The organism is Sphingomonas kyeonggiensis, from assembly GCF_030812785.1.
GTDB classification, from domain to species: domain Bacteria; phylum Pseudomonadota; class Alphaproteobacteria; order Sphingomonadales; family Sphingomonadaceae; genus Sphingomonas; species Sphingomonas kyeonggiensis_B.
Window position 1 is genome coordinate 487003 of the sequence record NZ_JAUSTJ010000002.1, and the last position, 14848, is coordinate 501850.

Consider the following 14848-nt stretch of genomic DNA (forward strand, 5'->3'; position numbering starts at 1 on the left):
ATGCGCATGCCCCATGCCCGTACCCGGCTGGCCGCCACCACCGCGATCCTCGCGATGCTCGCCGGATGCGCGTCCGAAGGCGGGCGGCCGCGCACCCAACTCGACAGCCTGAGCCTGGGGCGCAACACCGCCGACGAGCCCTGCATCGCCAGCCGTACCTGGCGCGATGCCGGCGCGAAGGACCTGTTCGACAGCGCCTATCTGATCACCTGCCGCAACGTCACCGCCAGCCGTCCGCTCGGCGCGATGCGGGTGGTGCGCGACACACCCGACGCGCTCAAGGCGGTGGACGCGCTGTTCGATTGCGGGGCCGAGGCGGAGGTGACGATCGCCGGTGCGCCTGCCCGCGCGCGGCGCTGCACCGACAAGACCTTGGGCATCGAGACCGTTCGTGTCGACGTGCCGATGGGCCGCGACACGCTGATCGCCAATGCCACCCCCTCGCTGCTCGGCCAGCTCGAGGAAGGGGTGGGCATGCTCACTGGCCGCCGCAAGCTCGACGGCGATCCGCGGCGCGACGTGAAGGCGACGATCGACCTCGCCGCGCTCCCCGCCGGCCCCGGCAGCGCACCGGTGGTGGCGGATGCGGGCGGCGAAGCGTTCGACGCCGCCGCATCGCTGCGCCAGGGCATCCAGCTCAACCATAATGGCCGCTATGCCGAGGCCTCGCGCCTGCTCAACGACGCGATCAGCCGCCTGCCCCAGGGCACCGACCCTGCGACCCGCACCGAGCTGCTGCTCGAGGCCGGGCTCGCCGATTCCAACGTCTCGTTCAACGACAGCGCCCAGCAGCGCTTCACCCAGGCCGATGCGCTGATCGGCCAGAACGAAGGCGAGCGTGCCGCTTACCTCCAGCGCAAGCGCGACGCCTATGTTGCGCTCGACCAGCTCAACCGCCGCCAGTTCGCCGCGGCGCTGACCACGCTCGACCGGCTGGTCTCGGTCGAGGCGCGGGCCGACCAGCCGCTGATGGACGTCTCGACGATCCGCCAGCTCAACCAGTCGCGCCCCGGCAAGGTGAGCAATGCCGTGGCGGTGCCGGACACCCGCCAGCTGTCGCAGCTGGTGATCGATGCCCAGGCCAATTGGGCGCGCAGCGTCGCGCTGCTCGCGCTCGGCCAGGACGACCGCGCCACCGCCGCGCTCGACGCCTCGACCCGCGCCTATCGCGCGCTGCTCGGCGAGCCGATCGACCCGACCCAGTCGCTCTGGCTCGGCGCGCGGATCGAGCGCCAGCGCGGCCGCCTCGCCGCCCGCCGCAAGGACTGGCCGGTCGCGCTCGCATCGTTCGATCGCGCGCTGCAATATCTCCGCCGCAGCGCGGTGGGCTCGCTCGGCACCGGCAGCGAGCCGGCGATCGCCGAGGCGCAGCTGGAGCGCGCAGGCGTGCTGGCGCGCAGCGGCGCCTCGGCCGCGCAGATCCGCCAGGAATATGCCGTCGCGGTCGATGCGCTGGTCGCCTCGAACAGCACGGGCAGCATCCTGCCGACAGGGCTGGAGAATTATCTCGACGTGCTGGTCGCCGAGGCCAAGGCCAAGCCGCGTGCCGATACCTATGAGCTGTTCTTCCGCGCGGTGCAGTCGGGCGGCCAGCCGGGCGTGGCGCGCCAGCTCAACCAGCTGCAGAACGTCGTCTCGGCTGATCCCGAGCTGGCCAATCTCGTGCGCAGCCGCGCTACGCTCGAGCGCGAGATCACCCGGCTCCGTTACGCCATCGCCGACAAGGCAGCGGCACCCGGAGAGACGGTCGGCGACCTGGAGAACCAGCGCCAGCGCGCCGAGGGGCAGCTGCTGGTGGTCAACGACCAGCTCTCGCGCAACCAGCGCTTCCGCGCGGTCGACGACACGCCGGCCACCGTCTCGGCGATCCGCGACGCGCTGCGCCCGGGCGAGGGCTATCTGAAGCTCTACCAGCTCAGCAACCGCGTCTACGGCATCTACATCACCCGCGAGCAGACCTTCATCTATCCGGTCGTCGCCAGCGCGAAGGAGCGCACCGAGCTCGACGGGCTGGCCGACACCGTCCGCCGCTCGATCGACGGGCGGCTCGCCGATGGCCAGCTGGTGCCCTATGACGCGGGCGGCGCGCACGTGCTGTTCCGCCTGATCGCCGGGCCGGCGCGCGAGGCGATGCTGCGGACCGGCTCGCTGGTCGTCGATCCGGCCGGGCCGCTGACCATGCTGCCGATCGGCGCGCTGGTCACCGACTATGACCCCAAGGTCGTGCACGAGGATCCGTTCGACTTCTCGCAGACCGCCTTCCTCGCCGCCAAGACGACGATCTCGACCGCGCTGTCGCCGCGCTCGTTCCTGGTCTCGCGCGGGCTGCCGCAATCGACTGCGCGGCATGCGCTGCTCGGCTTCGGCGCGCATACCCCGCCGGTGCAGAATGCCGGGGTGAACCGGATGGTCGATGTCGGCTTCGGCTGTACCGTCGGCTACAACCAGCTCGCTTCGATCTCGCGCGGCTTCGCGCCGATCGACAAGGCCGAGCTGGTCACCGCCGCCCAGGCGCTCGGCGACCCCGACGCGCCCTTGGTCACCGCCGCCGCCTTCACCGACACGGCGATCGAGCAGCGCGGCGACCTGGCCGATTACCAAGTGATCCACTTCGCCACCCACGGCCTGCAGGAAGGGCAATGGGGCTGCGCCAAGTCGCCGCCGGCGCTGGTCACTTCGTTCGGCGACGCCGGGTCCGACGGGCTGCTGAGCTTCTCCGAGATCGCCCAGCTCCACTTCAACGCCAATCTCGTCGTGCTCTCGGCCTGCGACACGATCAGCGGCGTGCGCGACCAAGGGCTTGCCCGCGCCTCGGGCCAGGAGGAATCGGGGACGACGCTCGAGGGGCTGGTCCGCGCCTTCCTCGCCGCCAATGCCCGCTCGGTGATGGCGACCTATTGGCAGGTCTCGGCCGAGCAGGAATCGCAGGACCTGATGCGGACCTTCTACGGCGCGGCGCGCACCCAGACGATCGGCCAGGCGCTGCAGAGCGCGCAGCAGACGCTGATGCGCGACCCGAAATACTCGCATCCCTTCTACTGGGCGCCCTATTTCATCGTCGGCGACAGCACCAAGACGATGCTTTCTGGCGCGTCCAGGCCGCCCGTGGTGGCGGGCCGCTGATGGCCGAACCCGGCACCGGCATGCGCGAACAGGTTGCGGCGGCGGGATCGCTGGGAGCGGGGCTCGGCCTGATGGCCGCGATCCTGCTCGCCGGTCCCGGCCTCGTCGCACCGCTGCTGCCGGCTAGCTGGTCCCCGGCAGGTCAGGAGACGGACTTCGTCCTCGCCCTTTATGGCGCGATGGTGGTCGTCGCGCTGGCAGCAGGCGCGGTGCTGCGCCACCGGGTCGCGGCGCTCGGGATCAGCCCGGGCTGGCGGTTCGCGGCCGGCCTCGGCCTCGGCCTGCTTGGCATCTGCCTTGCCACCACCTTCGCGACGATCGCCGGCGGACTGCGCTTCGGCCCGGGCGGCGGCGGGGCGGCGGTGCTGTTCTTCGGGCCGGTGCTGGTGTTCTTCCAGGCCGCCGCCGAGGAGCTGTACTTCCGCGGCTGGATCCAGCCGGTGCTGGCGCGCGCCTGGGGCGTGCTGCCGGCGATCGGGGTGACCGCGCTGGGCTTCGCCGCGCTCCACATGCTGGGTGCCGCCGCCGCGCCGCTTTCCTTCCTCAACCTGCTGCTCGGCGGACTGTTCTTCGGTACCCTCGCCGCGCAGGGCGGCGGGCTCGCCGGCGCGATCGGCGCGCATTTCGCCTGGAACGGCACCGAGCAGCTCGTGTTCGGGCTCGATCCCAATCCGGGCATCGGCAGCTTCGGCAGCCTGCTCGATCTCGACCTGGCCGGCCCCGCCGCCTGGGGTGGCTCGGGCGAGGGCCTCAATGCCAGCTGGGCGATGGCAATGGCGCTGGTGGTGGTGCTCGTTCCGCTCGCGATGCTGGCGCGCACGTCCGCGCCGGCGCCCGCGGTCAGTTCGAGGTAGCGGCGCGTTGCTGGTCGATCCGATCCCGTTCCTTGCGGAAAGCCGCGAGCGCCTTGCCCTCGAGCGTCTTGCCCGTGCCGGTCGGGATCGTCATCGGATCGACCGGCTGGCCATCGATATGGACCTCGTAATGGAGGTGCGGCCCGGTCGAGCGGCCGGTGGTGCCGACCTCGCCGATCTGCTGCCCCTGCGAGACATGCGCGCCGGCGGTTACGCCGGGCAGGATGCGGTTCATGTGGAGGTAGAGCGTCTGCCAGCCATTGTCGTGGCGCAGGCGGACGAAATTGCCATTGGCGCCCTTGGGGCCGGAGAACTCCACCGTGGCGCTGCCCGAGGCGTAGATCGGCGTGCCGGTGGGCGCAGCAAAGTCGGTGCCGCGGTGCATCTTCTGGTAACCGAGGATCGGATGCTCGCGCATGCCGAAGCGCGAGGTGATGCGCGCGGAATCGACCGGGGTGCGCATCAGCGAGCGGATCGTGCTGAGGCCGTTGCCGTCGAACCAGCCCGCCTCGCGCTCGCCGGGCGGGGTGAAGCGGTAGAGCGCGCGCGACTTGGCGGCGGTGCGCAGCGAGACATAGACGAGGCGGGGCACGCCCACCGCCTCGCCCGCGGGGTTGTAGGCCTGCTCGAACCCGGCCTCGAAGATGTCGCCGGGCGCCACTTCGCGCTGCATGTCGAAATCGAAGCTGAAGGCGTTGGCGAAGTCGCTGATCAGGCTGTCGGTCACGCCCGCCGTGACCGCCGAGCTGTAGAAGCTGTTGCTGTCCAGCTCGCCGCGCACCACGGTGACGCGGGTCTTGAGCGCGGCGGCGAGCTTCTTGGCGTCGAAGCTGCCGTCCGCGGCGCGGCGCAGCACCAGCCCGGCGCCGTCGGCGCGCGTTGCCTCGAGCGAGTCCAGCTGGGCGGATCCCGGTTCGCCGTGCAGGTCGAAGATCAAGCGGATCTCGCCGGGTGCAGTGCCCAGCGCCGCCCGGGCCTGGCGGGCCGCTTCGCTCGCCTCGGCGGGGACGATGCCGCCCGAGCGCAGCGTGTCCTCGATCTCGGCGGCGCCGGCGAGGACGAGCGTGCGGCGGCTCGACGTGGCGACCGGTGCGGCGGGCAGCGCTGCGCTTGCCTCGGCTCTGGGCGCGACCGGGTGGGTGGAGCGATTGGCGAAGGCGATCACCGCGCCGGCCAGCGCCAGCACGGCCCCGGTGCCCAGCGCGATGCCATAGCCGCGGAGGCGCGGATCGATCGGCTCGCGGCGGATCGGCGGCGGGGGCGGTGGTGTCGGGCCGCGGCCCCAGCGGCGCACATCGAACGACGCATCCTGCGTGGCGGCGGGCCTGCTGGAGCCCCAGGTCCTCGGGTCGAACGAAGGCTCGTCACGATCCTGCATCTACGCGCCCTGTTCCACGCGCGGGCGGTGCTGCCCGCAGGTGCCCCAGATAACCTTGCTTTATGGGAATCGGAAGCTGTGCTTAAACAAAGCCCTCTGCTCGAAGGAGTGGGATATGGCCGGTAATAACCGCGTCGCCTGGCGTGAGGGCATGTTCCTGCGGCCGCAGCATTTCCAGGCGCAGGACCGCTATATCGACGCGCTGGTCCGCGCCCGGGTCAACAGCGTCTGCCCCTGGCCCTGGGGCTTCACCGAGCTGGTGATCGACGAGGATCTGGCGAGCCTCGGCAAGTTCGGCGTGGTCCGCGCCACCGGCGTGCTGCCCGACGGCACGCCCTTCGCCATCCCCGACGACATGCCGCCCCCCGAGCCGCTCGACGTGCCGGCCGAGGCGCGCGATTCGGTGATCTTCCTGACGCTCCCCGCGCACCAGGACGGCGTCACCGAGTTCCGCGATGCCGAGACCAATGCGCTCGACGCGCGCTTCCTGGTCGACGAGCGCGAGACCGCCGACGCCTTTTCGGACGACCGCACGACCGAGGGCATCGATTATGGCCGGGCGAACCTGCGCTACGGCATCCTGCGCGACCAGATCTATGGCCGGGTGACGCTAGGCGTCGCGCGGGTGCGCGAGGTGCACAACAAGCGCGTCATGTTCGACGATCGCTTCATCCCGCCGACGCTCGACAAGAACGCCTCGCAGCGCCTGCGCGGCGCGGTGACCGACATCCTCGGCCGCGCCGAGCAGCGCGCCGAGGAGCTGGCGATCCGCGCGGTCGAGGCGACCGATGGCGGTGCCGAGACCTTCGGTAGCTTCCTCCTCCTCCAGTCGCTCAACCGCTGGGTGCCCGTGCTCCAGCATGCCGAGCGGCTGCCGATGCTCCACCCCGAGCGGCTCTACGAGAATTTCGTCGCCATGGCCGGCGAGATCGCCACGATGATCCGCCCCGAGCGCAAGCCGCCGCCCTTGCCGCGCTACGATCACGAGCATCCGCAGACCTGCTTCGATCCGGTGCTCGACCTGCTCCAGTCGATGCTCGCGGCGGTGTTCGACCGTTCGGCGATCCAGCTCCCGCTCGATAATGCCGGGCCGGGCGCGTACGTGTCGAAGATCACCGATCACAATCTGTTCCAGAACGGCTATTTCTACCTCGCCGTCGCCGCCTCGGCGCCGCTCGAGGAGATACGCGGGCTGTTCCCCTCGGTCGCCAAGATCGGCGCGATCGGCAAGATGCGGCAGATCGTCGACAGCGCGCTGCCCGGCGTGCCGCTGCGCCACACCCCCACGCCGCCGCCCCAGATCCGCGTGCTGCCCGGCTTCGTCTATTTCGAGCTCGACCGCGGCGCTGCCGACTGGCGCGACGTCACCACCGCGCCCGCGCTCGGCCTGCACGTCGCCGGTGACTGGCCGCAGCTCAAGCTCGAATTGTGGTGCGTGAAGAGGTCCGGCCGATGAGTAACGATCCGGGTGACGGCAACCGCACCGTCTTCCGCCCCTCGCCGCTACAGGGGCTGCGCGGCAATGAGGGGCAGGGCGGCTATGATCCCGCCCCGCCGCTCTCGCGCACCGGCCAGGGCCAGCAGGCAGGCGTCCGCCTCGATCCCTCGCGCCTCGCCGAGGACGACGTGCCCCGGCCCGCGAAACCCCGCGCCGTCCGCAACGTCATGCTCACCGAGGCGGCGCCGGTGCTCGCGCTCGCCGCCGGTATCCGCTCGGGCCGCGTCCGCGCGCCGATGCCACAGTTCCACCGCGAGGCGACCCAGCTGATCGCCACCTTCGAGCGCGCGATCGCCCCGCATTATTCCGAAGAGACCCGCCAGCGCGCGAAGTACGCCGTCTGCGCGACGATCGACGACATCGCCCAGAACCTGCCCAATATCGGCACCGACGGCGCCGAATGGGCGCGCCGCTCGATGGTCGTCCAGTTCTTCCAGGAGAATATCGGCGGCGACCGCTTCTGGCAGCTCACCGACGACATGCTGCGCGCGCCCGCGGACAATCTCGACATCATCGAGCTCTACCATGCCTGCCTCGCCGCCGGGTTCGAGGGCCGCTTCCGGGTGATGCCCGACGGCAAGCGCCGCCTGCACGAGATCATGGCCAAGCTCCAGGGCGCGCTCACCCATACGCGCTCGCTGTCGCAGACCGAGCTGGTGCCGCACTGGCGCGGTGTCGCGGCACCCCTGAAGCGACTGGGCCTGTGGAACCTGATCGCGCTCGCCGCCGCCGGCGCCGCGGCGCTATTGCTACTCGTTTTCATCATCCTGCGCCTGATCCTGATGTCGAGCGGCGAGGCGCCGTCCTCCGCGCTGGCCTCGGTTTCCCCCGGCGCGCCGCTGACCCTGTCGCGCCCCGCCGCCGCGCTGCCCGCCACCGGCAGCGCCCAGGCCGCCGGCCTGCGCAAGTTCCTCGAGCCCGAGATCCGCGAGCATCTCGTCACCGTCGAGGAAGACGCCCAGACCGTCCGCGTCCGCACCACCGTCGGCCAGCTCTTCCAGTCCGGCTCGGACCAGCTCGAATCCGGCCGCGAGACGCTGTTCAAGCGGATCGGCGATGCGATCGAGAAGGAGAAGGGCGCGGTCACGATCGAGGGCCATGCCGATAGCGACCGGGTCGCGACCCTGAGCTTCCCCGACAACATGGCGCTGTCCCAGGCGCGCGCCGAGACGGTCGGCACGATCATCCGCGCGTCGCTCAGCGACCCGAACCGCGTCACCACCAAGGGGCTCGGCGAAACCGTGCCGATCGCGTCGAACGACACGGCGGCAGGCAAATCGAAGAACCGGCGCGTCGAGATCATCGTGCCGCGGCGTTATTGAGCGGAGCAGAGCGGATGCGTCGTCTCTTCAAGAACTGGTGGTTCGTCACCATCGCCTGCGCGCTGATCGTCGCGCTGCTGCTCGCGCTCGGCCTGCCGATCTTCGTCAAGTTCCTGCGGCCCCTGTGGGTGCGGATCCTCTGCGTCGTGCTGGTCGCCGCGATCTGGGGCCTGTTCGCGTATCTCCGCCACCGCCGCCACAAGCGCGCCGCGGATGCGATCGCCGCCGAGCTCGCCGCGCCCGATCCGGCCGGCGAGGAGAGCAAGGCGCTTGGGGCACGGATGCGTGAGGCCGTCGCCCAGCTCAAATCGGCCTCGGGCAAACAGCGCAACTATCTCTACACGCGCCCCTGGTACGTCATCATCGGCCCGCCCGGCGCCGGCAAGACCACCGCGCTGCTCAACTCGGGCCTGCGCTTCCCCTTCGGTGACACCGCGATGAAGGGCGTCGGCGGCACCCGCAATCTCGATTTCTGGTTCGCCGACGAAGCAGTGATGGTCGACACCGCCGGTCGCTACACCACCCAGGATTCGGACTATCAGGTCGACAGCCGCGGCTGGACCTCCTTCCTGGCGCTGCTCAAGAAGAACCGCCCGCTCCAGCCGGTCAACGGCGTGATCGTCGCGATCGGCGTGGACGAGCTGCTAGCCAGCGATTGCGCCAAGATCGACGCGCATGCCGCCGCCGTCCGCCGCCGGCTGGTCGAGGTGCGCAAGACGCTCGAAGTCGCCGCGCCGATCTATGTCCTGTTGACCAAGGCGGACCTGCTCGCCGGCTTCACCGAGTTCTTCGACGATCTCGACGTCGAGGGCCGCCGCGCCGTGCTCGGCCACAGCTTCGATCAGCCGCGCGGCCGCCCGTCCGCCGATGACGTCGCCACCGCATTCGACGAAGTCGCTCAGGCGGTGGCGGACCGTCAGGCCAAGCGCTTGTTCGACGAAGTCGATCCGCTGCGCCGCGCGCTGTTGCTCGGCTTCCCCGCCCAGCTCGGGTCGCTGCGCGCCCGGGTCGCCCGCTTCCTCGAAGGCGCCTTCACCAGCGGCGACGAGCCGAGCGGCCAGCTCCGGGGCTTCTACCTCACCAGCGGCGTCCAGCAGGGCGCGCCGCTCGACCGCATCCTGGCGGGCATGGCCGACATCTATGATCGCCCCGCCCAACCGGCCCAGGGCAGCGGCAGCTCGGGCCGCGCCTATTTCCTCAACCGGCTGCTCGGCGATGTGATGTTCGGCGAGGCCGGGCTGGTGACGATGGACCCCGCCGCCCGCCGCCGCCAGCGCGCCCGGCTGGTCGCCGGGCTCACCGCGATCACGGCGGTGGTGCTGCTCACCTTCACCGCCTGGGGCGTCAGCTTCGCCAATAATCGCGGCTTCCAGAACGACCTGCTGGCGAAGACCGAGGCCGCGCGCGGCCAGTTCCGCGAGGCCGGAATCGACCTGCAACAGGTCCGCGAGAGCGACGGCGACCTGCGCGCCGCGCTGCCCGGCCTCAACGCGCTGCGCAGCCTGCCGCGCGGCTATGCCGATCGCCAGAAGGGCGGCCCGCCGCTGATGATGACCTTCGGCCTCTACGAAAGCGGGCTCAGCAGCCAGGCCGAGGAGACCTATCGCGAGGCGCTGCGCCGGGTGATGCTGCCCCGGCTGATGCTGCGGCTGGAGCAATATATGCGCGGCCATGGCGGCGACGCGATGGCGCTGTACGAGCCGCTCAAGGTCTATCTCATGCTCGGCCAGCAGGGCCCGATGGACGCGAAGACGGTCAAACGCTGGATCACCACCGATTGGGCGACCGAAGTCTATCCGGGTTCGGACAGCAATGCCGAGCGCGGCCAGCTTGCCCGCCATCTCGACGCGCTGCTCGAGGACAGGAACCTCGCCGGCGTCTGGGCCGATCGCAAGCCGCCGCTTGACGGTGCGCTGGTCGCCAGCGCCCGCGCGGCGATCGGCACGCTCTCGCTCGCCGACCGCGCCTATGCGGTGATGAAGCAGAAGGCCGCCACCGCCGGCGCCGATTGGGAAGCCGCCAACATCCTGTCGCAGGGCGACGCCATCGCCTTCGCCGATCGCGAGAAGGTCCTGTCCACCCGCGTGCCCCATTTCTTCACCCGCGACGGGTTCGAGAAGAGCTACACGCTCGGCCTCGCCACCGTGCAGGAAGACTTGAAGCGCGATCTCTGGGTGCTCGGCGGCGATGCCGATACCGGCGGCGTGCGCGACGAGATGAGCAACATCCGCCCCGGCGTCGCCGGCCTTTATGCCAAGGATTATATCGCCGCCTGGGAAGGCGTGATCGCCGCGATGCAGCCCGCGGACTATTTCCGCGATGCCTCTGCGTTCGGCGCGATGACCAAGAGCCCGTCGCCGATCAAGCGCGTGCTGCTCGAGTTGCGCAAGAACACCATCTTCGCCGGCGGCGCTCAGGCGGTCGGCAAGCGGATCGTGCAGGACCGGATCAACCGCTCGCGCTTCGGCCGCTATGCCGGAGACGCCACCAATGGCCGGGCCGCGGGGCTCGACGCGGGCGAGGAGATCACCGCCTATTTCCAGCCGCTCCACGACTATGTCGGCGACGGCAAGGGATCGGCCCCGATCGACGAGTTCGTCGCGGCGGTGAAGCAGGCGGGGCAGGCGGTGATCGCCGCCCAGTCGGTCGGCGGCGGCGGCGGATCGGACGCCACCCAGGCGCAGATGGCCACCGCCATGGCCTCGGTGAAGGCAGCCGCAGCCGGCGCGCCGCCCCAGCTCCAGGGCTTCGTCAACGCCGCGGCCGGCGGCGGATCGGCGGCGCAGATCAGCGCGGCCAAGGGCGCCGTCTCCGAAGCCTATGCCCAGGTTGTCCTCCCGGCGTGCCAGGAGGTCGCGCAGGAGCATTTCCCTTTTTTCGGGGCCGCCGCGGCCAAGGATGCCCCGGCGGTTGATGTGCTCCGCGTGTTCGGCATGGGCGGCACGCTCGATGGCTTCGTCCAGCAGCGGCTGAAGCCGCTGATCGACACCAGCGGCCCGGTCTGGCGCTGGAAGCAGGACGATCCGATCGCGCGCACGCTCGATCCCGGCAGCCCCGAACAGCTGGCCAAGGCGGCGCAGATTCGCGATCTGCTCGCCGGCGGGCTGCCGATCAAGGTGTCGATGGCCAGGTTCGGCCCCGGGGTCACTGCGGTCGAAGTCTCGAACGGCGGCTCGACCTACAAGTTCGACGCGACCAGCAACCTGCCCAAGCCCTTGCTCTGGTCGGTCTCGGGCGGCCTGCCCGAAGCCTCGGTCGTGCTCTACCAGGCCGATGGCAAGGAGCTGCGCCGCTTCGAGGCCGAGGGCCCCTGGGCGCTATTCCGGCTGATGGGCCAGGCGCAGATGGAGAATGCCGGCGCCCAGGCGATCCGCGCGACCTTCGGCGAAGGCTCCGGCAGCGCCACGCTGGCGATCCAGCTGCCCAGCCAGCGCAACCCGTTCAGCCGCGGCGACCTCTGGTCGTTTCGCTGCCCGGCGTCGCTATGAGCGCGCGCCTGTTCGGCAAGCTGCCGGCGCATGGTGATTTCGTCGCGCGCGGGCTCGGTGCGGCGGAGCGCGAGGCGCTCGATGCCTGGCTGTCGGCCGAGATGCTCGCCGCCCGCGAGGCGCTCGGCGTTGATTTCGAGGACCGCTACGACCGCGCACCGCCCTGGCGCTTCGCCGGGCCGGACGGGGCGGGCGTGCTGGTCGCCTCGGTCGACGGGGTGGGGCGGCGCTTTCCGCTCTATCTCGCGCTCGCGGGAGCAGGCGAAAGCGCCGCCGGGCAGATCGAGGACTTCGTCTATCGCACATTCGGCGAAGGCTGGGATGCGGATCGCCTGGCCGCAGAAGTTGGCAGTCTCGATCCGGCCGCCGAATCCGGCACTTCGGCGCCGCGCTGGTGGACGCTGGGCGGAGAGGGTTTCATGCCCGCTTCCTGCGAAGGCGACCGGCCCGAGGGGCTGCTCGCGAAGATGTTGATTTCCGAGGTGAATGCATGAGCGCGCAGCTGCGTCTCGACAGTGTCGGCGGCACCCATGTCGGCCGGGTGCGGACCAATAACGAGGATAGCTATGCCGTCCGCCCGGAACTTGCCTTCTGGGCGGTTGCGGACGGCATGGGCGGGCATGACAAGGGCGAATGGGCCTCGGCGGCGCTCACCGACGCGGCGGGTGCGCTGGTGCTGCCGAGGGACTTCGACCAGGCCTGCACCGCGATCGCCGACATGATCCACGCCGCCAATGCCCATATCCATGGCGAGGCGGCACAGCGCGGCATCCAGATGGGCTCGACCTTCGTCGCGCTCCACTTCAATGGCAGCGCCTTCGCCTTGTTCTGGGTGGGGGACAGCCGCGGCTATGTGCTGCGCGACGGCGTGCTCCACCAGCTCACCCGCGACCACAGCCAGGTCCAGGCGATGGTCGATCGCGGGCTGATCCGCCCCGAGGAAGCCGCCGGCCACCCGATGTCGCACGTCCTCGCTCGCGCCGTGGGTGCGCAGGCCGAGGTGGAGGTCGACGTCATCGTCGACCAGGCCCAGCCCGGGGACGTGTTCCTGCTGTGCAGCGACGGGCTGACCAACCGCGTCTCCGATGCCGAGATTGCCGAGGCGCTGGACGGGCATGGCCACCGCGAGGCGCTCGACTGGCTGATCGCGCTGACGCTCGAACGCGGCGCGCCGGACAATGTCACCGCGGTGATCATCGGGGTCAGCGAAACAACCCAGCTAAGCTTTGCCGCTACCGGGTTGGCGCGATGAGCGACCCCAAGGACGATCCCAAGACGGTGTTCGTGCCGTCCACGCCCGAGCCGGCGCCGGAACCGGCGACCGAGTTCCAGCCGGGCGTGCCGGCCGAGCCTGCGACGGCGTTCCAGCCCGGCGGAACCGGTTTCGCGCCGCGCGGCGAGGGGACGACGATCCGGGTCGGCGACGTCCTCAACCATCTGTTCGAAGTGAAGCGCTTCATCGCCCGGGGCGGGATGGGCGAGGTGTTCGAGGGGGTGAACATCAACACCGACGAGCGCGTCGCGATCAAGGTGATGCTCCCCGCGCTCGCCAAGGACCCCAACGTCGTCTCGATGTTCCGGCGCGAGGCGCAGACCCTGCGCCGGCTGCGGCACGATGCGCTGGTCCACTACATCGTCCTCGCCGAGGAGCCGCAGCTCGGCGTGCTCTACATCGTCACCGAATTTATCGACGGTGCAAACTTATCGCTCGAAATGCGCCAGTTGGGACCGGATTCGTCCGAACTGCTCGCATTGCTCAAGCGCCTAGCCGCCGGCCTCGACACCGCGCACCGCCTTGGCGCGATCCACCGGGACATCGCGCCGGACAATATCCTGCTCGAGGACGGTAGGCTCGACCGCGCAAAGATAATAGACTTCGGGATCGCAAAGGAGATGGACCCGGGCACCGCGACCATCGTCGGCGAGGGGTTCGCGGGCAAGCTCAACTATGTTGCCCCCGAGCAGCTCGGCGACTTCGGCCGCGCGATCGGCCCCTGGACCGATGTCTACAGCCTTGCCCTGGTGATCCTGGCCCTGGCCCAGCGCGGCGACGTGAAGATGGGCGGCTCGCTGGTCGATGCGGTCGACAAGCGCCGTGCCGGGCCGGACCTGAGTGCCGTCGAGGAGCCTCTGCGCGGTGTGCTGGCCAGGATGCTCGCCCCGAACCCGGCCGAGCGCCTCCAGTCGATGGAAGCGGTGCTGGCCGAGGTGGCGAAGATCGAGGCCGTAACCCCTACAAAAACCGACCCGAAGCGCTGGTGGCTGATCGGCGGGGGTGTCGGTGCCCTGGCGGTGGTGCTGGCCGGCGGCGGCCTGATGCTGACCCCGCGCGGCCCGGCGCCCTCGAAGACCGAGACTGCCCCGGCGGCCTCGAACGACCCGGTCCAGCTCGCCCGCTCGGCCATCGACGCGGCGCTGCCTTCGGTTGGCTGCACCTGGCTCCAGATCGTCGAGGTTGCCCCCGGCAAGCCCGGCCCGGTCGCGCGTCTGACGGGGGTGGCGGGCAACCCGTCGGCCTCGCAAAACGAGATTTCCCAGGTACTTGCCCAGCGCAAGATCGAAGGGGCGAGCATCGATTTCAGCGAAGTCGCCCAGATCACCCAGTCGGGCTGCGCCGCGCTCGACACCTATCGCCAGGTCCGCGCCCCGGACTCGCACCAGCTCAGCGTCCCCCAGCGCAAGTTCGAGATGCGCATGCAGCCGGCCGATCCCACGCTCAGCGGCTATCCCGGCGAGAAGGCGGCCAATGTCGTCCTGCAGATCGCCATCGCCAATCCCAAGGACGATATCGCGCTGATCGGCCTCGAGCCCTCGGGCGTAATCGACCCGGAATTCTCCGGCCCGGGCACCGGTGTGCTGGGCCGCGAGGGGCTGAAGAAGCTCGCCGGCCAGACCCGGATGGTCACCGATCGCGGCGGCGACCGCTTCCAGATCCAGCTCGACGTCAACCATCCCGGCTGGTCGGGCGTGCTGATGATCAGCGGCAAGGGCCCGTTCGACCAGGCCCTGATCGCCCCGCCGCTCGGCGGGCGCGGGCCGGAATGGACGAACAAGTTCGTCTCCCAGGCGGCTGCGAATGGCTGGCAGACGCAGATGGTGTGGTTCAAGGTGGTGGACGAGGTGACGGAGTAGCGTTGCTGCGCGGGTGCTGGCCCGCTTCAGGCGCTATACGATTATGCGCCGCA

General features: G+C 70.3%; 9 protein-coding genes. 8 read left to right on the plus strand and 1 reads right to left on the minus strand.

Features of this window, described 5'->3' with window-relative positions; genetic code table 11:
• Together J2W22_RS11675 and J2W22_RS11680 are read left to right on the plus strand one after the other, a co-directional pair.
• Complete coding sequence (locus tag J2W22_RS11675; protein WP_307119566.1) at positions 1 to 3123, plus strand: CHAT domain-containing protein; 3123 nt, start codon at positions 1 to 3, stop codon at positions 3121 to 3123.
• Positions 3123 to 3977 (plus strand): CPBP family intramembrane glutamic endopeptidase, encoded by an 855-nt coding sequence (locus J2W22_RS11680; protein ID WP_307118428.1) that lies wholly within the window; start codon positions 3123 to 3125, stop codon positions 3975 to 3977. Before J2W22_RS11675 ends, J2W22_RS11680 begins: the two co-directional genes overlap by 1 nt.
• Here the strand turns inward: J2W22_RS11680 and J2W22_RS11685 are convergent.
• Positions 3964 to 5355: a M23 family metallopeptidase gene (locus tag J2W22_RS11685; RefSeq protein WP_307118429.1), complete on the minus strand. Its 1392-nt coding sequence runs from the start codon at positions 5353 to 5355 to the stop codon at positions 3964 to 3966. The genes J2W22_RS11680 and J2W22_RS11685 overlap by 14 nt on opposite strands.
• A 115-nt stretch (positions 5356 to 5470) precedes the next feature.
• Between J2W22_RS11685 and tssK the strand changes: the two genes are divergently transcribed.
• Genes tssK through J2W22_RS11715 form a run of 6 tightly spaced genes read left to right on the plus strand, consistent with a single transcriptional unit; the run spans position 5471 to position 14795 of the window.
• Positions 5471 to 6811: a type VI secretion system baseplate subunit TssK gene (gene tssK, locus J2W22_RS11690; protein WP_307118430.1), complete on the plus strand. Its 1341-nt coding sequence runs from the start codon at positions 5471 to 5473 to the stop codon at positions 6809 to 6811.
• Entirely contained in the window at positions 6808 to 8175 is a 1368-nt protein-coding gene (gene icmH, locus J2W22_RS11695; RefSeq protein WP_307118431.1) for a type IVB secretion system protein IcmH/DotU, read from the plus strand. Before tssK ends, icmH begins: the two co-directional genes overlap by 4 nt.
• Positions 8176 to 8189: 14 nt before the next feature.
• The gene (gene tssM / locus J2W22_RS11700; RefSeq protein WP_307118432.1) at positions 8190 to 11663 is read left to right on the plus strand and encodes a type VI secretion system membrane subunit TssM; all 3474 of its coding nucleotides are present in this window, start codon (positions 8190 to 8192) and stop codon (positions 11661 to 11663) included.
• Positions 11660 to 12157, plus strand: coding sequence for a type VI secretion system-associated protein TagF (gene tagF, locus J2W22_RS11705; protein ID WP_307118433.1), 498 nt, complete (start codon positions 11660 to 11662; stop codon positions 12155 to 12157). The genes tssM and tagF overlap by 4 nt, the downstream gene beginning before the upstream one ends.
• Positions 12154 to 12915: a PP2C family protein-serine/threonine phosphatase gene (locus tag J2W22_RS11710; RefSeq protein WP_307118434.1), complete on the plus strand. Its 762-nt coding sequence runs from the start codon at positions 12154 to 12156 to the stop codon at positions 12913 to 12915. The genes tagF and J2W22_RS11710 overlap by 4 nt, the downstream gene beginning before the upstream one ends.
• Entirely contained in the window at positions 12912 to 14795 is a 1884-nt protein-coding gene (locus J2W22_RS11715; RefSeq protein WP_307118435.1) for a serine/threonine-protein kinase, read from the plus strand. The genes J2W22_RS11710 and J2W22_RS11715 overlap by 4 nt, the downstream gene beginning before the upstream one ends.
• Positions 14796 to 14848 lie beyond the last annotated feature (53 nt).